Genomic DNA, 19,832 nt, shown 5'->3' with positions numbered 1-19,832 from the left:
GCCCTTCGACACGTCGACAAGCTCAGTGCGGCGCAGCTCAGGGCACGAGGCCGGGACGCCTACTGGTCGTCGAGGGTGCGACCGCGGGAGCAGGTGCGCTGGTCGGCGGTCTGGCCCGTCACGGACGACGGGAGGACCACTGCACCACCGGCGGCTGGGTCGGTCGCATCGGCAGGCGGAGCCGTGGCGGCCGGGTCGGCCGGGTCGGCGCCCGCATCTGCACCCTCAGCCGGGTCGACCGCGGTCGGGTCGGTCGGGTTCGCCACCGCCCCAGAACCGGTCGCGCCGGTGAGCTGGATGGGCTGATCGTTACCGAGCGCCTCGAAGAGCGCGGCGGCCGCATCGTCGATCGGCTCGACGCCACCCTCGACGGCCGCGTTCGGATACTGCACGAACGCGATGTTCGACAGATCGACGTCGCGGAGCGTCATGGCGATCGCGATCATCGTGTCGAGGCTCGTCAGGCTGTCGGACAGCTGCATGTTCTTCGCCGCCGCCTTGGCCAAGGAGTAGAGGATTCCAGGATTCGTCAGCGTCTCAGCACTCTTGACCTGCTGCATCATCGCCGACAGGAACACCTGCTGATTGCTGATGCGACTGAGGTCGCTGCCGTCGCCGACGCCGTGCCTGGTGCGGAGGAACTGCAGCGCCTCGTACCCCTCGAGCGTGTGCTCGCCCGCCGAGAGGAAGGTGTTCGTGTACTCGTCCTCGATCGGGTCGGCGACGCACACCGTCACCCCTCCGAGCGCGGTCGACATCGCCATGACGCCACTGAACTGCACCTCTGCGGCGAACGGGATCTCGAGCCCCGTCAGCTGCGACACCGTCAACGCCGTGCAGGCGAGCCCGCCGTAGCTGAGGGAGGTGTTGAGCTTCTGCCGACTCATCGAGTCGAACGAACCGCCCTCCGGATCGGGGCAGGACGGGATCGGGACGAACATGTCGCGCGGGAAACTGACGACCGTCGCGTTGCTGTGGTCCTCGGAGATGTGCACGAGCATCGTGACGTCGTTGAGGTTGCCGCTGGCGTCGACCTCCGGATCGATGAACCGCTGATCCTGGCCGTCGCGGGAGTCGCTGCCGACGATGAGGAGGTTGACGCCACCCGGATACGCACCGATCGCGGGCAGGTCCGTGACCGCTTCACCCTGCGAGTCGACGAGTGCGACACCCGGCTTGACCGAGGCGGCGACGTCCCAGAGGGCGATCCCCGCGACGATGCCGCCGCTCACGAGCGCGACAGCCAGGGTCGACGCGACGATCTTCAAGCCGGTCCGGACGGCACTCGGACGCTGCAGCCGCCCGTGACGGGCGATGGTGCTGAGCTTGCGGGATCGTCCCTCGCGACCGGCTGCACCACGGCCGGCGCGGTTTCGCGCGGGCTCGACGGCGTCAGACGTGATCGGGGGCATCGGAACAGTAAAGCAGGTCCGGCTGTGAACGGGGGTGCCCGACCGGGTTTTCGCGACGCATCAGTCCCAGCGCACCACTGGGGTACCGGAGGTGAAGTCCACCTGTGGTGTCCCGAGGGACGGACCGAACTCGATGGTGCAGGAACCGGTCGCACCGCCCTGGGTGCAACTCGACGATGTCACCTTGACCAGGCCGATGTACTCACCGGGCACCTCCAGCGGGTCGCTGAAGGTCTCCTGCGGTTCGAGGTTCGCGAGGTTCGCCTGCGCATCTGCGGAGAGGCTGCGGGTGATGGTGCCGTCCTGGACGACCGTGCCGTCCGACAGCGTTCCGGGGAGGTCGATCCCGCACCCTGCGGCAAGGTTCGTGGAGGCGATACAGGTGTTCACCGCGTCTGTCACGGCGTCCCGGAACTGCTGGACGCCGGTGTCGTTGAGCACCACCTTGACGTCGTCGAACACCCCAGTGCCGCTCCCGGCGACGATGATCTCGTCACCACCGTCGACCGTGAACGCGTCGAGGTCGAGCCCGAGCGAGTACGCCCCGGGGAACAAGGACCACACGTCGCCTGCGGCGTCGGCGACGTCCTGGCCGTTGAGCGCGAGCGGGACGTCGTCGAAGCCGTACGGCGAGACCTCGACGGTGCCGCCCTGGAAGATGGTGTACGTGCCGTCGCCCTGATCCTCCACCACGAACTCCTGGGTGACGCGCTCGGAACCGATGGAGAACTTCGCCATGACCTTGGTGAACGGCGCACCGAACGGCTTGGACGTCGTCGAGACCTTGCCGATCTTCGCGAGCTCGTTCGACGCCTTCAGGACGTCGTCGTTCAGGAACGCGGTGTCATCGGGGTCCTCGAGGAGCGCCAGCGCCTGCTTCGCGTCGCCGTTCTGCAGCGCGGTGAGGTACTCCGTCACGGCGCTCTCCGGGTCCGCCTGCGAACCGCGGATGGCGCTGCTGATCCCGATGCCCGCGACGGTCACGATGACGATGAGCAGGACGACCGCACCCGCGATGATCCCGATGAGCGCGCCGCGGGACAGCCCGCGTCGAGGCTTCGACGCGTACGGATTCGGGGCGAAGGGCTGCGACGGGTACTGCGGGCCGCCGCCGGCCTGCCCGGATGGGGTCGTCGAGGGCGGCGGCCCGGGATTCACGTTGGACTTGGGAGTCGGAGCGTCGCTCATGAGTCGTCCTGCCTTCGGAGGGGTCTGACGTCGGCCGGAGGGAACACACGGCCAACTGAGACGTCCATCTTAACGGAGATATTTCAGAACAACGAATGCGGAAGGAAAACCCTGACGCGGAGCGAGTGGCATCTGGGAAGCGGGCGACGCGCCGCCAGGCCCAGCCAGCCATCTCGAGGAGGTGCGGAGGGCGTGGGATTCGAACCCACGAGACATTTCTGCCCACCAGTTTTCAAGACTGGCTCCATCGGCCGCTCGGACAGCCCTCCTGATGGTCGATCGCCAGCGATGACGCAGCTGACGACCAGGATCGAGTGTATCGGATGGGGCCAGCGGTGAAGCGGCCCCATCCGATCACGCGGTGACTACTGGTCTTCCTCCGGACGACCGGCCGTGCAGGTGTTCTGTGCCGCGCTCTGGCCGGTGATCGTGTCGGGCAGGGCGACGGGGCCGGCGGCGGACGGATCCGCGGGCGCCGCGGGGTCCGCCGTGGCGGCGGGATCGGCAGCTGCATCGGTCGTCGTCGGGTCGGCCGTGACGGGTACGTTCGGATCGGTCACGACGTACTTGCCCGTCGCGGACAGGGCCACAGCCTGGTCGCTCTGCAGCGCCGTCCACAGGACGTCGGCGTCGGAGGTCGCCTCGACCCCGCCCTCGACCGTGGCCGTCGGCGTCTGCACGAACGCGACACGGTCGAGCGGGATGTCCTTGAGCGCTGCGGCGATCGACACCATCGTGTCGATGTTGTTGAGGCTGCTCGACAGGGTCACGTTCTTCAGCGCGGCGCGGGCGATCGAATAGAGCTTGATCGGGTCGGAGAGCGTCTCACTGCTCTTCAACGTACGGACGAGCGAGGAGAGGAACACCTGCTGGTTCGAGATGCGAGACAGGTCGCTGCCGTCGCCGACGCCGTGACGCGAGCGGAGGAAGGCGAGCGCGGAGGCACCCGAGAGGTCGTGCGTGCCGACGTCGAGGTTGATGCCACTCCATGCGTCGTTCAGCGGCTCGGTGATGCACACCGGCACACCGCCGACCGCGTTCGACATCGAGATGACGCCGTCGAACCCGATCTGCGCGGCGAACGGGATCGAGAGACCGGTGATGCCCTCGACCGTGGACACGGCGCACGCGAGACCACCGTCGGTACCGCCATACATGAGGGCGGTGTTCATCTTGTCGCGACCATTACCGCCGTCGGCGCAGTCGCCGATCTGGACGTACATGTCGCGCGGGAAGCTGACGACCGTCGCGCTCGTGTGGTCTGCCGAGATGTGCATGAGGATCGTGACGTCGTTGAGGTTCTCCCCGCGGTCGCCGTATGCCGCATTGCCGTCGCCGGAGTCGCTGCCGACGAGGAGCAGGTTGACGCCGCCCTCGATCGCGCCGATGTTGGGCGGCGGAGCACCCGGCGTCTCGTTGTCGAGGTGGGCGACGGGCTTGACGCTGTTGGCCAGGTCGAGCGCGGCCACACCGGCGACCGCGATACCGCTGACGCCGACGACGGCGGCCGTCGCGGCGATCACCTTCGCGACGGTGACGAACGGGTTCGACTTGCGGAGTCTGCCGTGACGGACGGCGGCGCGCGGTTTGGACGCGTCGGCGTTGCGGGTCATGGATCTCGCTCTCGTCTCAGGAACAGGGATTGCCGGAACCCTGGAGAGCGGGCTGCGGCGAGTCGTGCGGCGACACCTGGAGCAGGCGCGCACCGACGCCCCGTGCCCACCGGAAACGGCGTATCGGCACGGAGCTTTGGACGATGCTAACCCGAAATGCTCCTCAGGAGCTGAGAGAGACCGTCGTCGGTGACCGTGCCGGTGACCTCCGACGCGACCGCGAGGACCTCCTCGGGCGCCTGGCCCATGGCGACACCGCGTCCTCCGGCCGCCGCCCAGCCGAGCATGTCGACGTCGTTCCGGCCGTCGCCGACGGCGACCATCTGCGAGCGCTCGAGCCCCAGCCACTCCCGGACACGCTCCAGCGCGGTCGCCTTGTTGACGCCCTTCGGCGCGATGTCGAGCCAGGCCGTCCACCCGATCGCATAGCTCACCTGGCTGAGCCCGATCTTGTCGACGATGCGGAGGAACTCCTCCTCGTCGTGGCTCGGTGAGACGACGACGACGCGCGTCACCGGGCTCGTGACGAGTTCCTCGAACGGCACCTCGATCGCGTTCTCGAGGTTCCAGTCCTCCATGCCGACCGTGTACTTGCGGAAGCCGTCGGGGTACTCGACCATGTAGCTGCCCTCGGAGAGGTGCGGCTGGATGAGCCCGAGCACCTCCGTGGGGTCGAAGGTCTCCATGAAGAAGCGCTCGTAGGAATCGGGCTTCGACTCGTCGCGCTTCATGATGAGCGCACCGTTCGCGCAGACGACGTATTGCGGCGTCAGCTCGAGCTCCTCGAGCACCGGGCGCGTGCTCTCCCAGCTGCGACCGGTGGCCAACGTGACGATGTGGCCGAGCGAGACCACGCGACGCACCTCATCGGCGACCGACAGGCTGAGCGAACCGTCCTCGTGCAGCACGGTGCCGTCGATGTCGAGGGCGATGAGCAACGGGGTCGCGGTGGTGGTCGTCTCGTCCGTCATCGGATCGGCCTCGCGACCTCGATGCCGCCCAGGTAGGGACGCAGCACCTCGGGGATGACGACACTGCCGTCCTCCTGCTGGTGCGTCTCGAGGATCGCGACGATCCAGCGGGTGGTCGCGAGCGTTCCGTTGAGCGTCGCGACCGGCGTGGTCTTGCCCGACTCCGTGCGGTACCGGGTGTCGAGGCGACGCGCCTGGTAGGTGGTGCAGTTCGAGGTGCTGGTGAGCTCGCGGTAGGCGTCCTGCGTCGGCACCCAGGCCTCGACGTCGAACTTGCGTGCCGCGCTCGACCCGAGGTCGCCGGCGGCCGTGTCGATGACCCGGTAGCTGAGGCCGAGCGACTGCAGCATCGCCTCCTGGTACGACAGCAGGCGCTCGTGCTCGGCGGCGGCGTCCTCCGGCTTGGTGTAGACGAACATCTCGAGCTTGTTGAACTGGTGCACCCGGATGATGCCGCGGGTGTCGCGCCCGTAGGACCCGGCCTCCTTGCGGTAGCAGGTCGACCAGCCGGCGTACCGGAGCGCACTCTGCTCGAGGTCGAGGATCTCGTCGGAGTGGTACCCGGCGAGCGCCACCTCACTCGTACCCGTGAGGAAGAGGTCCTCACCGGCGATCTGGTAGACCTCGTCGGCGTGCTCACCGAGGAAGCCGGTGCCCTTCATGATCTCGGGGCGTACGAGCGTCGGGGTGATGAGCGGGACGAAGCCGGCCTCGATCGCGCGGTCGAGTGCGAGGTTCATGAGGGCGATCTCGAGGCGGGCACCGATGCCGCGGAGGAAGTAGAAGCGCGAGCCGCTGACCTTGGTGCCGCGCTGCATGTCGATCGCGCCGAGGAGTTCGCCGAGCTCGAGGTGGTCGCGAGGGGTGAAGTCGAACGAGGGGCGTTCGCCGACCTCGCGGAGCGTGATGAAGTCGGCCTCGCCACCGGCGGGCACGCCGTCGAGCACCGGGTTCTGGATGCGACCGGCGACGTCGGCGAAGTAGGCCTCGGCCTCCGTCGCGACCTGCTGGGCCTCCTTGACGCGGGCGGCGAGCTGCTGCGCCTGGGCGACGAGTGCGGCCTTCTCCTCCTTGGGGGCCTTGGCGACCTGCTTGCCGAACGCGTTCTGCTCGGCACGGAGCTCTTCGAACCCGGTGATCGCGGCGCGACGTGCGGTGTCGGCGTCGATCGCCTGGTCGACGAGGTCGACGGAGGACCCTCGCTTCTGCTGCGACGCTCGGAGGACTTCTGGCTGTTCGCGGAGGAGTACGGGATCGATCACCCGGCAAGTCTAGCGATCGAGGTCGGTGACGAGGCCCCGGGACAGTACCGTTGGGCCATGCCGACTCCCCCGCACGCCGCGCTCGTGTACAACCCGGTGAAGGTCGACGCCACCCGGCTGCGGAGCGCGTTGGAGGCCCGGTCGCAGGAGGCTGGATGGGCGGCTCCGCACCTGTATGAGACGAGCGTCGACGACCCCGGCGTCGGTCAGGCGAGGCGCGCGGTCCTCGACGGCGCTCAGGTGGTGCTCGTGGCCGGCGGCGACGGGACCGTTCGGGCCGTCGCCGAAGGGCTGCGCGGGAGCGGTGTGCCGCTGACCCTCATCCCGTCGGGGACCGGCAACCTGCTCGCGAGGAACCTGAAGCTGCCGCTCGGCGACCAGGCGGCGGCGATCGGGACGGCGTTCACCGGCGACACCCGGGCGATCGACATCGGCGTCGCCATGATCACCCGTGCCGACGGGTCGGAGGAGGAGCACGCGTTCGTCGTGATGGCCGGCATGGGCATCGACGCGATGATGATCGCCACCGCGAACCCCGACCTCAAGAAGTCGCTCGGCTGGCTCGCCTACGTCGAGTCCGGCCTCCGCTCGATCGCCACGGCCGCTCCGTTCCGCATCCAGTACCAGTTGCGCGGGCACCGTCAGCATGCGGCGACCGTGAGCTCGGTGCTCGTCGGGAACTGCGGCACGCTGCAGGGCGGGGTGCAGCTCATGCCGGACGCCGAGCTCGACGACGGCTTCCTCGACGTCGCGGTGCTGCAGCCGAAGGGTGCCTTCGGCTGGCTGCTCGTGTGGCGGAAGGTGACGTGGGAGAACCGGGTCCTGCGGCGGACGGCCGTCGGGCGACGGATGATCCGGTTCACCGAGGGCCGGGGTGGGAACACCGTGACGAACCTGCGTGCGGAGGCGCTGACCGTACGGGTCGACGAGGCGCAGGACCTCGAGCTCGACGGCGATGCGTTCGGCATGGCGACGATGGTCGCGTTCGACGCGCACCGCGGCGGGTTGCTCGTCACGCTCCCGTAGCCGGCGACACCGCTGAGCCCGGCTACCGTCCGGCGACGAGGTCCGCGACCTCGGTGACGAGCGCCGTCGCCCGCTCGAGGTCGGGGCGGAGGTCGCGGTCGGCGTCGTCCGAGCCGAGCGACGCCGATGCGCGGACGAACACCTCGGCCAGCGTCCCGGTCAGCCGGTCGGCGACACCGCGGCGCCGCACGACCCGCACCGCTCCGAGGAGTTCGCAGGCGATGAGCGTCCTCGTGGCGACGACCGCGTCCTCCAGCTGGGCGACGGCCTGCGCGGCGAACGGTGCGTCCTCCTCGGCGCCGCGCGACAGGACGACCGTGCCGAGCGCCGCCGGTTGTGCCGCGTGCCGGATGTCGGCGACCGCGCCCGCCGCGACGTACTCGACCATCATCAGGCCGGAGGCACCCGGTTCCCCGTCACCGAGGAACGGCGGCAGGCCCGTGAACGCGGGTTCGTTCAACAGCCGCAGGCGCGAGAACGTGATGGTCGACGTCTGTGCGAGCGCGAGCGCGGTCGCGTCCAGTTCCGCGGCCAGCTGCGCCTGGAAGAAGGCACCGTGGTGGAGGACCGCCCGTGATCCGTCATCGGCGCCGAGGACGTACAGCGGGTTCTCCTGCGCAACGCCCATGAGCGCTTCCACCTGGTCCGCGAGCCGGTCCGTCGCCGTCGCCACGACACCCTGCGTGATCGCGGCGATGCGGAGCGCGAACGGGTCCTGGATCCGAGCCGGTTCCGGCGCGGGTCCGATGAGCGCGCGCAACGCCGCAGCAGCAGCTTCGACACCGGGTGCGGCGGACGCACCCGCTGCCGCTTCGACGTACGCCTGCGCGTTGCCGTCCAGCGCGTGGAAGCTGAGTGCGCAGACCGCCGACCAGGCACGGTCGAGCCTCCGCAGCTCCTCGACCGCGAGCGCCGCGCGCGCGATGGTCAGGGCACTGCTGCTGATGAACGACAGGGCACTCTCCGACCCCCACGCGTCCAGCGGCTCCAGCGGACTCGACGCCGGCCGTTCGCCGAGGAGGGTCAGCGCCGCACCGGCGAGCGCGGTGAGGTCGCCGGTCCCGATCGACCCGAGGGTCCGGACGGTCGGCAGTGCGTCGCGGCGCAGCATCTCGGCGAGCGCCGCGACGACCGCGGGCTCGACACCCGATCCGCCGACGGCGAGCTGGTTGAGCCGGACCGCGAGCATCGCCCGCACGACCCGGTCGGGGACGACCTCGCCCGCGTCGACCGCGTGGCTGCGGAGCAGGCGGCGCGCGTGGGCATCGCCGTCGTCGGCCACCGCGGTGTCCTTGTTCGCCCCCACGCCCGTGCTCCTGCCGTAGACGGCCGCGTGCTCGGCGAGGTCCCGTGCTGCGTCGTGTGAGGTCGCCAGCCGGTCGAGCACGGCGGGAGGCATGAAGGCCTCCTCCTCGAGGTCCGCGATCCGCCGCAGCTCGTCGATGCCCAGTGCTCCCGTGATCTCGATCATCCCGACACCCTCTCTTGCGCTCCGCCGTCGTGTGCACCATCCTTGCTCACACGGTGAACGTCCCACCAGATGAAATTCGAGTTTTACCTGACGGAAACATTCGAGGCGGTTCGTCGAAACGGCGGAGCCATAGCGTGGTGGCTCGACAGAGAGGGATCTGATGGCTGAATCATCGACTCGAACCGTGGAGCGTGCACTCTCGCTCCTCGCCGTGGTGTGCGACCGCGGCCGCACGACCCTCGCCGAGAGCGCGCGACTCGTCGACCTCTCGCCGAGCACCGCCCTCCGGCTCCTCCGCACCCTGGAGTCCACGGGCTTCGTCCGGAAGGACGCCGACGGCAGCTACCGACCCGGCAGCCGCGTCGTCCAGCTCGGCACGCAGGCACTCAGCAACGAGTCGCTCGTCGGCTTCTGCCACACGGAGATGCTCGACCTCGTCGAACGCACCGGCGAGTCCGCCTACCTGAGCGTCGAGGGTCACGCGTCCACGGCGCTCTACCTCGCGATCACCGAGGGCACCCACTCCGTCCGTCACGCGAGCTGGGTCGGTCGCACGATCCCCCTCGACGGTTCGGCCGCGGGTGCCGCACTCACCGGGCGGACCCCTGCCGCCGGCTACGTCACGGTCGAACGGGGCGTCGAGTCGGACGTCACCGCGATCGCCGCTCCCGTCCGCTCGGGAGCGCGGATCGTCGCGGCGCTGAGCCTCGTCATCCCGAGCTACCGGATGACCGACGACCTCATCGCCTCCTACGGTGAGCTCCTCGTCTCCGCCACGGACCGGCTCTCCAGCGGGCTCGCCTCGTACACCGGACCCACCGACACCACACCCGCGACCGTCCCCGACGACGCCGCGGACCTCCTGGAGGGACGCGCATGATCCGCTTCACGAACGTCAAGAAGGCCTACCCGGACGGCACGGTCGCCGTCCACGACCTCTCCTTCGAGGTGCCGACCGGATCCCTCACGGTGCTCGTCGGCCCGTCCGGCTGCGGCAAGACCACCTCGCTCCGGATGATCAACCGCCTCATCGATCCGACCTCGGGGTCGATCCTGCTCGACGACGTCGAGACCCAGTCGCTCGACCGCGTCACCCTCCGTCGCCGGATCGGCTACGTCATCCAGAACGCCGGTCTCTTCCCGCACCGCACCGTCGTCGACAATGTCGCAGCCCTCCCCCGCCTGCTCGGCGGCTCGCGTCGGGAGACGCGCTCGGCGGCCCTCGAGCTGCTGGAGCGCGTCGGTCTCGACGGGAAGTTCGCGAAGAAGTACCCGTGGCAGCTCTCCGGCGGTCAGCAGCAGCGCGTCGGCGTCGCCCGCGCCCTCGCGACGAACCCGCCGTTCCTCCTCATGGACGAGCCCTTCAGCGCGGTCGACCCGATCGTCCGGACGCAGCTCCAGGACGAGTTCCTGCGCCTGCAGGCCGACATCTCGAAGACGATCGTGATGGTCACCCACGACATCGACGAGGCGCTCAAGCTCGGCGACCAGGTCGCGGTCCTCCGCGAGGGCGGTCTCCTCGCACAGATCGCGCCGCCGGTCGACCTCCTGACCCGCCCCCACGACGCGTTCGTCGCCGACTTCGTGGGTGAGGCCCGCGGCTACCGGGCACTCGGCTTCCTCGGGCTCGACCACGACGACGCCCTCCACCGTGAGCCCGTCGCCCGGCTCGGCGAGACCGTCGTGAGCGGCGTGCATGCGAGCGGCTGGGTGGTGGTGACGGACGACGAACGCCGTCCCCTCGGCTGGTTCGACACCGCAGCCGGTCACGGCTCCGTCTCGACCGACACCATCAGCGGCCACGGCCTGTTCGTCCCGCGCACGGCGTCGCTCCGCATCGCCCTCAACGCAGCGCTCGCGCACCCGAGTCGACGCGTCGGGCTCCTCGACGACGACGGCCGACTCGCCGGCACCATCGCCGCCAGCGAACTCCTCGAGCGTCCCGCCCCCGAGCGGAGCCTCCGATGACGATCGACTGGATCTGGGAGAACCTCCCGCTCATCGGCGACCTCACGCTCAACCACCTCTGGTTGACGCTCACCCCGACGGTGCTCGGCCTCCTGGTCGCCCTCCCGTTCGGCTGGTGGGCGCACCGCTCGCGTCGCGGCCGACCGTTCATCGTCGGTACCGCCGGGCTGCTGTACACGATCCCGTCGCTCGCGCTGTTCATCATCCTGCCGACGATCCTCGGCACGAAGATCCTCGACCCGATCAACATCGTCATCGCCCTGACCGTCTACACGGTGTCGCTCCTCGTCCGCGTCGTCTCCGACGGGCTGTCCTCGGTGCCGGTGGACGCGGTGCAGGCGGCCGAGGCCATGGGCTACCGGTCCTGGCAGCGGCTCGTGCTGGTCGAACTGCCCGTCGCCGTCCCGGTGATCGCCGCCGGCCTGCGCGTCGCGGTCGTCTCCAACGTCAGCATCGTGACGATGGCCGCCCTGCTCGGCATCCCACAACTCGGGACGCTGTTCACGCAGGGGTTCCAGCTCCGGCTGTTCGTGCCGCTCGTCACCGGCATCCTGCTCTGCGTCGTGCTCGCCGTGATCCTCGACCTGATCATCGTCCGGCTCGGCTCGCTCGCGACGCCCTGGCGTGATCGGACGGTGGCAGCGTGAGCGTCATCGACTGGCTGACCGACCCCGCCAACTGGAGCGGCCCCGACGGCATCCCCTCGCAGATGGGCTACCACCTGCTGTACACCGGCATCGCGCTCGTCATCGCCGCGGCGATCGCCGTGCCGCTCGGCGTCCTCGTCGGGTACACCGGCAAGGGCGAGCGCCTCGTCGCCGGGTCGGCCAACGCACTCCGCGCCCTGCCGACACTCGGCCTCCTCATCCTGCTGTTCCTCCTCATCTCGCCGGTGGTCCCCGGGCAGCTCGTCTACGTCATCCCGACGATCGTCGTCCTCGTACTCCTCGCCGTCCCGCCGATCCTGACCGGGACGTACACGGGCATCCAGAGCGCCGATCCCGACGCGGTGGGCGCCGCCCGTGGCATGGGCTACACGAAGCTGCAGATCCTCTGGCACGTCCAGCTCCCCTGCGCCCTCCCCCTGCTGCTGTCCGGCATCCGCTCGTCCACCCTCCAGGTCGTCTCGACCGCGACGGTCGCCGCCTACCTCGGCCTCCAGGGGCTCGGCCGGTACATCATCGACGGCCGCGCCCAGGCCGACTTCTTCCAGATGGCCGGCGGGGCGATCCTCGTCGCCGCCCTCGCCTTCGCACTGGAGATCGCCTTCACCCTCCTCGGCACCCTCATCGTCTCCCCCGGTCTGCGGCGCACCAGCCGCAGACGGCGGACGGCGGCCCCGACCACCGTCACCGGGGCGATCCCCCGGCCGGCCTGAGCCGCACCCGCACCGCACGACCACCTCCGCACGACCGCACCACCGATCCGTCCATCTCACCGAATCGAGGTCCTCATGCCCTTCCCCACCTTCCCCCGTCGTCTCGCGGCCATCGCTGCGACCACCGCGGCCGCCGCTCTCGTCCTCACCGGCTGCGGCGGCCAGGACGCCCTCAGCAGCGACGGCGCGTCCGGCTCCTCCGGCGACGCCGTCATCATCGGCTCAGCCGACTTCACCGAGAGCCAGCTCATCGCCACCATCTACTCCCAGGCGCTGCAAGCCGAGGGCGTGAAGGTGAAGGAGCAGTTCAACATCGGCAGCCGCGAGGTCTACATGGCCGCGCTGCAGGACGGCTCCATCGACCTCCTCCCCGAATACTCGGGCGCGCTGCTCAAGTACCTCGACTCCGAATCGAAGGCCAGCACGAGCGAGGACGTCGTCGCGGAACTCGGCGACAAGCTCCCGAAGGGCGTCAGCATGCTCGACATCTCGCCCGCGGAGGACAAGGACGTGCTCGCCGTCACCCAGGAGACGGCCGACAAGTACGACCTCAAGACGATCTCCGACCTCGTGCCGTACATGTCCGAGCTCAGCCTCGGCGGCCCGCCGGAGTGGAAGACGCGCGTCAACGGCGTCGTCGGCCTCGAGCAGGTCTACGGTCTCACCTTCAAGGAGTTCGTCAGCCTCGACGCCGGCGGGCCGCTCACGATGACCGCGCTCACGAGCGGCCAGGTGCAGGTCGGCGACATCTTCAGCACCGACCCCGGGCTCACCGCGAACAAGCTCGTCGCGCTCGAAGACGACAAGTCGCTCTTCGCGGCCGAGAACATCGTCCCCGTCATCAGCACGAGCAAGCTCGACGACACGATCTCGAAGACGCTCGACAAGGTCTCCGCGGCCCTCACCACCGAGGACCTCATCGAGATGAACGGCAAGGCGTCCGACGGCACGAGCCTGAAGAGCATCGCCGAGGCGTGGCTGCAGGACGCCGACCTCGGCTAGCAGCACCCTTCGACGGGCTCAGGGGTCGAGAAGCAATCCAGGGACCGAGAACCGGCTCACGGCCGGCGACCCGCCCCTGAGCCCGTCGGAACAGCACCACCACCACCGCACCGCAGACGTAAAGGACCAGCGCATGCCGACCACCACCCGGACCATCCGTGCCGCTCGCGGCACCACCCTCACCGCCAAGAGCTGGCAGACCGAGGGCCCGCTCCGGATGCTCATGAACAACCTCGACCCCGAGGTCGCCGAGCACCCCGAGGACCTCGTCGTCTACGGCGGCACCGGGAAGGCGGCGCGCAACTGGGAGGCGTACGACGCGATCGTCCGCACGCTCGAAGGGCTGGAGGCCGACGAGACCCTGCTCGTACAGTCCGGCAAGCCCGTCGGCGTCTTCCGCACGCACGAGTGGGCACCGCGCGTGCTCATCGCGAACTCCAACCTCGTCGGCGACTGGGCGACGTGGCCCGAGTTCCGCAAGCTCGAGGCCGAGGGTCTCACCATGTACGGGCAGATGACCGCCGGCTCGTGGATCTACATCGGCACGCAGGGCATCCTCCAAGGCACCTACGAGACCTTCGCCGCCATCGCCGACAAGCGGTTCGGTGGAACCCTCGCCGGGACGCTGACCCTCACCGGCGGCGCCGGCGGCATGGGCGGGGCACAGCCGCTCGCCGTGACCCTCAACGAGGGCGTCGTGCTCATCGTCGACGTCGACCCGAGCCGCCTGGAGCGACGCGTCGAGCACCGCTACCTCGACGAGATGACGGACGACCTCGACGACGCCGTCGAACGCGTGCTCGCCGCCAAGTCCGAACGACGCCCGCTGTCGGTCGGTCTCGTCGGCAACGCCGCGACCGTCTTCCCCGAACTGCTGCGGCGCGGGGTCGCCATCGACATCGTCACCGACCAGACGAGCGCGCACGACCCGCTCGCCTACCTGCCCGAGGACACGGCGCTCGCCGACTGGCAGACCGAGGCGGCGGCCGACCCGGTCGACTTCACGCGCCGCTCGCGACTCGCCATGGCGAAGCAGGTGCAGGCGATGGTCGACTTCCAGGACGCCGGCGCCGAGGTCTTCGACTACGGCAACTCCATCCGCGCCGAGGCGAAACTCGGCGGTTGCGAGCGAGCCTTCGACTTCCCCGGCTTCGTGCCCGCCTACATCCGGCCGCTCTTCGCCGAGGGCAAGGGTCCGTTCCGCTGGGCGGCCCTCTCCGGCGATCCGGCGGACATCGCCGCGACCGACCGCGCCATCCTCGAACTCTTCCCCGAGGATGAGAAGCTGCGCCGTTGGATCACCTCGGCCGGCGAGAAGATCGCCTTCGAGGGGCTGCCAGCGCGCATCTGCTGGCTCGGCTACCAGGAGCGCCACCTCGCCGGCCTGAAGTTCAACGAGATGGTCGCCTCGGGTGAACTGAGCGCACCCGTCGTCATCGGCCGCGACCACCTCGACTCCGGTTCCGTCGCCTCCCCGTACCGCGAGACCGAGGCGATGGCCGACGGCTCCGACGCGATCGCCGACTGGCCGCTGCTCAACGCCCTGCTCAACACGGCGTCCGGCGCGACCTGGGTGTCGATCCACCACGGCGGTGGGGTCGGCATCGGCCGCTCCATCCACGCCGGTCAGGTGATCGTCGCCGACGGGACGCCGCTCGCCGCCGAGAAGATCGCGCGCGTGCTCGTCAACGACCCGGGGACCGGCGTCATGCGTCACGTCGACGCCGGATACGAGCGGGCGGCCGAGGTCGCCCGCGAACGCGGCCTGCGGGTGCCGATGTGGGAGGGCGAGTGACCGACGGCCTGATCGCCCACGGTCGGCTCGCCGGGCTCGACGAGATCACCGGCGTCGGGGTCGATCCGGCGCGCGGCGGGTACTCCCGGCACGTCTGGACGCCGGCCGAGTTCGAACTGCGCGAGTGGTTCACCGCTCGCGCCAGCCGACTCGGGCTCGACGTCGAGACGGACCGGAACGGCAACCTGTGGGCGTGGTGGGGCACACCTGGGCCTGACGCGGTCGTCACCGGGAGCCACCTCGACTCCGTCCCGGGCGGCGGCGCCTTCGACGGGCCGCTCGGCGTCGTCTCAGCGCTGGACGCCGTCGCGCGTCTGCAGGCCACCGGGTTCCAGCCGTCGCGTCCCGTCGCCGTCGTGGTGTTCGCCGAGGAGGAGGGGTCCCGGTTCGGGGTCGCCTGCCTCGGATCCCGGCTCCTGTCCGGTGCGATCACCGCGGACGCCGCCCGAGCGCTGACGGACGCGGACGGGGTCACTGTGGCGGAGGCCGCGGCGGCCGCCGGGCTCGCTCCCGAGCACCTCGGCCGCGACGACGAGGCGCTGGGCCGCATCGGCATCTTCATCGAGTTGCATGTGGAACAGGGTCGCGGCCTCATCGACCTCGGCTCGCCCACCGCCGTCGCCTCGTCGATCCTCGCCCACGGCCGCTGGCGCCTCCGGGTGAGCGGTCAGGGGAACCACGCCGGCGCGACCGGCATGCGCGAGCGCCGTGATCCCGTGGTCGCCGCAGCACGCGCCGTCCTCGCGGTCGAACAGGCCGCCCTCGCGACGGACGACGCCCGCGCCACCGTCGGCCGCCTGCGCATCGTGCCAGGCGGCACCAACGTCATCGCCTCCGAGGTCGACGCCTGGGTGGACGCCCGCGCGGCCACCGACGCCGGCACGCGCGCGCTCGTCTCGGACATCGAGAGCCGGGTGCAGGAGGCCGTCGCCGATTCCGGGTGCGCGGTGGAGCTGATCGAGGAGTCGTGGTCGGGCGTCGTCGAGTTCGACCCCGAGCTCGCCGCGCGGCTCGCCGGCACGCTCGGCGGGGTCCCGCTGCTACCGACGGGCGCAGGCCACGACGCCGGGGTCCTCAGCGGCGCGGTGCCGACCGCGATGGTCTTCGTCCGGAACCCGACCGGTGTCTCGCACTCGCCGGAGGAGTTCGCCGAGACAGCCGACTGCGTCGCCGGCGTCGAAGCGCTCGAGGCCCTGCTGCGGAGCGTGCTGTGACGATCACGAGCGTCGACCCCGGCGCGGCGAACGTGCGGGCTCCCATCTGGGCCGCGACGGCGATCATCGACGGTCGCCCGACCGGCCGCGTGCGCTTCACGGCCGACGACTCCGGACGGATCACCGCCGTCGAGCGCGGCGTCGAGCCGCAGACGGGCGACCGACGCCTCGGAACGGTCATCCCCGGCATGGGGAACGCCCACTCCCACGCGTTCCACCGTCTGCTCCGCGGACGCACCCACGCCGACGGCGGCGACTTCTGGCAGTGGCGCGAGGCGATGTACGCGGCTGCCGCCAGCCTCGACCCGGACCACTACGGCCGGGTCGCCCGTGCCGTGTTCGGCGAGATGCTCGTCTGCGGCTGGACGGCGGTCGGCGAGTTCCACTACGTGCACCACCAGGCCGACGGCACCCCGTACCCGACCGCCCACGCGATGGAACTGGCGGTCGCCGAAGCCGCCGCCGACGTCGGCATCCGGCTCACCCTCCTCGACACGGCCTACCTCGCGAGTGGCCTCGGGTCCGCCGGGGGTCCCGCCGCTCCGCTGCTAACCGAACAGCTCGCGTTCGGCGACGGCGACGCGTCCGGCTGGCTCGCCCGCTGGCATCGGCTGCGTGCCGCACTGTCCGGCTCCGTCGGCGCCACCGGGCTCGTCACGCTCGGTGCCGCGCTGCACTCGGTGCGCGCCGTGCCCGTCGACGCCATGCGCACGATCCTCGCCGGACTGCCCGACGACGTCCCGCTGCACGTCCACCTGTCGGAGCAGCCGCAGGAGAACGTCGACACACTCGCGAAGACGGGCAGGACGCCGACGGGCGTGCTCGCTGCGCTCGGTGCGCTCGCCCCGCGCATCAGCCTCGTCCACGCGACGCACCTGACCGACGCGGACATCACGGCGATCGGGCGGTCCGGTGCGACCGTCGTGATGTGCCCGACGACCGAGGCGGACCTCGGCGACGGCATCGGACCGGCCCGCCGCCTCGCGGACGCGGGTGCCCGGATCGCCGTCGGCTCCGACCAGAACGCGGTGGTCGATCCGCTGCTCGAACTGCGTGGCCTCGAAGCCGGGGAACGGCTCGCCTCCGGCAGACGCGGCCGGTTCTCGCCCGCCGAGCTCCTCGAGGCGGGCACCGACAACGGATACCGTTCGCTCGGACTCGGGCGTCACACGCTGGATGTCGGCGACCCGCTCGACCTCGTCGAGGTGTCGATGTCGAGCCTCCGCACGACCGGCATGGACCCGGCACAACTCGCCCTCGTCGCGACCGCGTCCGACGTCGAGCGAGTCGTCGTCGGCGGGCGGCTCGTGGCCGAGCGAGGTCGGCTGATCGCGACATCGCAGGAGTCGACGCCGGAACAGCTTCTCGCGGTGGCGCTCGCCGAACTGGCAGCATCGACGGAGACGCCCCGGGCGGCCACCTCGTCCCCGACACCTGATCACCTCTCGCAGGAGACGCAGCCATGACCAGCGAACTCATCACCGGCATCGCCGAGCTCACGACCAACGCGGGCTCCGGGCCGGGCGACGTCGACGGCAACCGGATCGCCGATGCGGCGCTCGTCATCGAAGACGGCCGGATCGCGTGGCTCGGCGCAGCGGTCGACGCGCCCGACGCCGACACCCGGACCGACGTGGGCGGGCGCGCCGTGCTCCCCGGCTGGGTCGACACACACACCCATCTCGTGTTCGCGGGCGACCGCTCGGCGGAGTTCGAGGCGCGCATGGCCGGCGGCCGGTACGCGGCGGGCGGGATCGCGACGACCGTGGCTGCCACCCGCGCGGCCTCCGAGGAGCAGCTCGTCGCGGGTGCGCGGCGGTTGCGGGCGGAGGCGCTCGCGCAGGGGACGACCTTCCTCGAGGCGAAGACGGGGTACGCGCTCGACGTGGGGGGCGAGGCGCGATCCGCTCGGGCGGCGGCCGAGGTCGCCGACGTCGTCACCTTCCTCGGGGCCCATCTCGTGCCGGCCGGTGTCGACCGCCGCGACTACCTCGACCTCGTCACCGGGCCGATGCTCGCGGCGGTGGCTCCGTTCGCGTCGTACATCGACGCGTTCTGCGAGGTCGGCGCCTTCGACGTCGAGGAGTCGCGCGAGGTGCTGCTCGCCGGTCGCGCCGCGGGCTTGGGCGTCCGGGTGCACGGCAACCAGCTCGGCGAGAGCGGCGGGGTGCGCCTCGCGGTCGAGTTGGAGGCCGCGAGCGTCGACCACTGCAACCACCTCTCGGACGCCGACGTCGACCTCCTGGCGGGTTCGTCCACGGTCGCGACCCTGCTCCCGGCCTGCGACCTGTCGACGCGCGAGCCGTTCCCGCCGGCGCGTGCGCTCATCGACGCCGGTGCTTCGATCGCCCTCGCCACCAACTGCAACCCGGGCACCTCGTACACGACGTCGATGGCGTACTGCGTCGCGACCGCCGTGCTGCAGATGCGGCTGACGATCGCCGAAGCGGTGTGGGCGGCGACGCGGGGGGCCGCGGTGGCGGTCGGTCGCGAGCACGGGGCCGACGCCGTCGGATCGCTCCGCGTGGGTGGTCTCGCGGACCTGCAGGTGCTCGACGCGCCCTCGGTCTCGCACCTCGCCTACCGGCCCGGTGTGCCGTTGACGGTCGGCGTCCGGCAGCGCGGCGAGCGCGTCACGGCTGGGACGACGCAGCGGTGAGCGATGCGACGGAGGGTCCTGCACTCGTGCTGCTGCCGGCCGCCGGGCACCGGAGCTACCGCTGGCGGAACGGGCTGGGGACCGCGACGGAGATCGCCGTCGAACCCGTCGGGCTTCGGACCGATGGTGGGCGCGGCGACGGCGACGCGCCGGCCGCCCCGGGGTGGACGCTGAGCATCGCGACGGTCGAGTCGGACGTCGCCTTCTCGTCGTTCCCCGGCGTCGACCGTCAGCTGATGGCATTGTCGGCGGGCGGACTCGGACTCGTGATCGACGGTGAGCGGGTCGAGTTGGACCGGTGGCGGGTCGCCGCCTTCGACGGGGCCTCAGCGGTGTCGTCGCGGGGCGTGGTCGGGCCGACGCTCGATCTCAACCTGACGGTGTCGCGGGATCGGTTCCGTGGATCGCTCGAGGTCGGCGTCGTCGACGGCTCGATGCTGGTCACCACGCCGCCGAGAGCCACCACGTTCGTCGTGCTCCTCGACGGGCTGCTGTCGGCGGAGGGGCCAGGTCTCAGCCCTGGTGCGCTCCAGCGGCACGACGCCCTCCGACTCGAGGCCGGCACCCTGTCCCTGACCGGCGACGCCACGATCGCGCTCGCCCAGGTCCTCCCCCACTTGTGATGGGTGCCAGCGCGGTGCGCTGACGCGAGCGCGCCCCGCAGCCGCGAGCGCGGGTCTCCGGAGGGGTGCGCTCACCTCCTAGACCCGCGCCCACGCCGATTCGGCAGGTCTCGCGCCAGCGCACCGCGCTGACCTGAGGCCTCCCCACCGGGTGCCGGCGCGGTGCGCCCGCGTGAATGACGCACACCCGGCGTGAGCGCTCCCCGCGCACGCGAGCGCGGGTCTCCGGAGGGGCGCGCTCACGTCACAG

The 19,832-nt window shown here is 70.8% G+C and carries 17 protein-coding genes and 1 tRNA gene; 11 read left to right on the top strand and 7 right to left on the bottom strand.

Annotated features, from left to right (window positions below; translation table 11 throughout):
- Nucleotides 1-59 precede the first annotated feature (59 nt).
- From CCK91_RS18580 to serS, 6 genes are all read right to left on the bottom strand, one after another.
- Complete coding sequence (locus CCK91_RS18580; protein WP_086475294.1) at nt 60-1,412, bottom strand: LCP family protein; 1,353 nt, start codon at nt 1,410-1,412, stop codon at nt 60-62.
- A 60-nt stretch (nt 1,413-1,472) separates the two neighbouring features.
- On the bottom strand, nt 1,473-2,600 hold the full coding sequence (locus CCK91_RS18575) for a hypothetical protein (RefSeq protein ID WP_086475293.1): 1,128 nt from the start codon (nt 2,598-2,600) through the stop codon (nt 1,473-1,475).
- Nucleotides 2,601-2,784: 184 nt separating this feature from the next.
- Nucleotides 2,785-2,869, bottom strand: a tRNA-Ser gene (locus tag CCK91_RS18570).
- A gap of 96 nt (nt 2,870-2,965) precedes the next feature.
- Nucleotides 2,966-4,213: an LCP family protein gene (locus tag CCK91_RS18565; protein WP_086475292.1), complete on the bottom strand. Its 1,248-nt coding sequence runs from the start codon at nt 4,211-4,213 to the stop codon at nt 2,966-2,968.
- Between the two features lie 146 nt (nt 4,214-4,359).
- On the bottom strand, nt 4,360-5,184 hold the full coding sequence (locus CCK91_RS18560) for an HAD family hydrolase (RefSeq protein ID WP_086475291.1): 825 nt from the start codon (nt 5,182-5,184) through the stop codon (nt 4,360-4,362).
- Nucleotides 5,181-6,446 (bottom strand): serine--tRNA ligase, encoded by a 1,266-nt coding sequence (serS, locus tag CCK91_RS18555; protein ID WP_086475290.1) that lies wholly within the window; start codon nt 6,444-6,446, stop codon nt 5,181-5,183. Before serS ends, CCK91_RS18560 begins: the two co-directional genes overlap by 4 nt.
- Before the next feature lie 57 nt (nt 6,447-6,503).
- On the opposite strand from serS, the gene CCK91_RS18550 reads away from it, so the two are divergent.
- The gene (locus CCK91_RS18550; RefSeq protein ID WP_086475289.1) at nt 6,504-7,472 is read left to right on the top strand and encodes a diacylglycerol/lipid kinase family protein; all 969 of its coding nucleotides are present in this window, start codon (nt 6,504-6,506) and stop codon (nt 7,470-7,472) included.
- 22 nt (nt 7,473-7,494) lie between these two features.
- Here CCK91_RS18550 and CCK91_RS18545 read toward each other — a convergent pair whose 3' ends face one another.
- Nucleotides 7,495-8,943, bottom strand: a complete 1,449-nt coding sequence (locus tag CCK91_RS18545; protein WP_086475288.1) for an aromatic amino acid lyase — start codon at nt 8,941-8,943, stop codon at nt 7,495-7,497.
- Nucleotides 8,944-9,127: 184 nt separating this feature from the next.
- Between CCK91_RS18545 and CCK91_RS18540 the strand changes: the two genes are divergently transcribed.
- The 10 genes from CCK91_RS18540 (at nt 9,128) to CCK91_RS18495 (ending at nt 19,582) form a co-directional block, all read left to right on the top strand.
- Nucleotides 9,128-9,823, top strand: a complete 696-nt coding sequence (locus CCK91_RS18540; RefSeq protein WP_242664618.1) for an IclR family transcriptional regulator — start codon at nt 9,128-9,130, stop codon at nt 9,821-9,823.
- Complete coding sequence (locus CCK91_RS18535; RefSeq protein WP_086475286.1) at nt 9,820-10,911, top strand: ABC transporter ATP-binding protein; 1,092 nt, start codon at nt 9,820-9,822, stop codon at nt 10,909-10,911. Before CCK91_RS18540 ends, CCK91_RS18535 begins: the two co-directional genes overlap by 4 nt.
- Entirely contained in the window at nt 10,908-11,558 is a 651-nt protein-coding gene (locus CCK91_RS18530) for an ABC transporter permease (protein WP_162852302.1), read from the top strand. The genes CCK91_RS18535 and CCK91_RS18530 overlap by 4 nt, the downstream gene beginning before the upstream one ends.
- On the top strand, nt 11,555-12,289 hold the full coding sequence (locus CCK91_RS18525) for an ABC transporter permease (protein WP_242664617.1): 735 nt from the start codon (nt 11,555-11,557) through the stop codon (nt 12,287-12,289). Before CCK91_RS18530 ends, CCK91_RS18525 begins: the two co-directional genes overlap by 4 nt.
- Before the next feature lie 75 nt (nt 12,290-12,364).
- Nucleotides 12,365-13,291 carry an ABC transporter substrate-binding protein gene (locus tag CCK91_RS18520; protein ID WP_086475285.1) on the top strand — a complete coding sequence of 309 codons (927 nt, stop codon included), beginning with the start codon at nt 12,365-12,367 and terminating at the stop codon, nt 13,289-13,291.
- A 133-nt stretch (nt 13,292-13,424) separates the two neighbouring features.
- Nucleotides 13,425-15,086 carry a urocanate hydratase gene (hutU, locus tag CCK91_RS18515; protein WP_086475284.1) on the top strand — a complete coding sequence of 554 codons (1,662 nt, stop codon included), beginning with the start codon at nt 13,425-13,427 and terminating at the stop codon, nt 15,084-15,086.
- Complete coding sequence (locus CCK91_RS18510; RefSeq protein WP_086475283.1) at nt 15,083-16,300, top strand: allantoate amidohydrolase; 1,218 nt, start codon at nt 15,083-15,085, stop codon at nt 16,298-16,300. The genes hutU and CCK91_RS18510 overlap by 4 nt, the downstream gene beginning before the upstream one ends.
- Nucleotides 16,297-17,766 (top strand): formimidoylglutamate deiminase, encoded by a 1,470-nt coding sequence (locus tag CCK91_RS18505; protein ID WP_242664616.1) that lies wholly within the window; start codon nt 16,297-16,299, stop codon nt 17,764-17,766. Before CCK91_RS18510 ends, CCK91_RS18505 begins: the two co-directional genes overlap by 4 nt.
- Nucleotides 17,763-18,959 carry an imidazolonepropionase gene (hutI, locus tag CCK91_RS18500; RefSeq protein WP_086475282.1) on the top strand — a complete coding sequence of 399 codons (1,197 nt, stop codon included), beginning with the start codon at nt 17,763-17,765 and terminating at the stop codon, nt 18,957-18,959. The genes CCK91_RS18505 and hutI overlap by 4 nt, the downstream gene beginning before the upstream one ends.
- A complete protein-coding gene (locus CCK91_RS18495) occupies nt 18,956-19,582 on the top strand; it encodes a HutD/Ves family protein (RefSeq protein WP_086475281.1) in 627 nt (208 codons plus the stop codon). The genes hutI and CCK91_RS18495 overlap by 4 nt, the downstream gene beginning before the upstream one ends.
- Nucleotides 19,583-19,832: the final 250 nt, after the last annotated feature.

Origin of the sequence: Plantibacter elymi (nom. nud.), from assembly GCF_900177795.1 — a bacterium.
Taxonomy (GTDB): Bacteria; Actinomycetota; Actinomycetes; order Actinomycetales; family Microbacteriaceae; genus Plantibacter; species Plantibacter elymi.
Note: the sequence above shows the minus strand (reverse complement) of the source record. Positions and strands in the feature narration are given on the sequence as shown.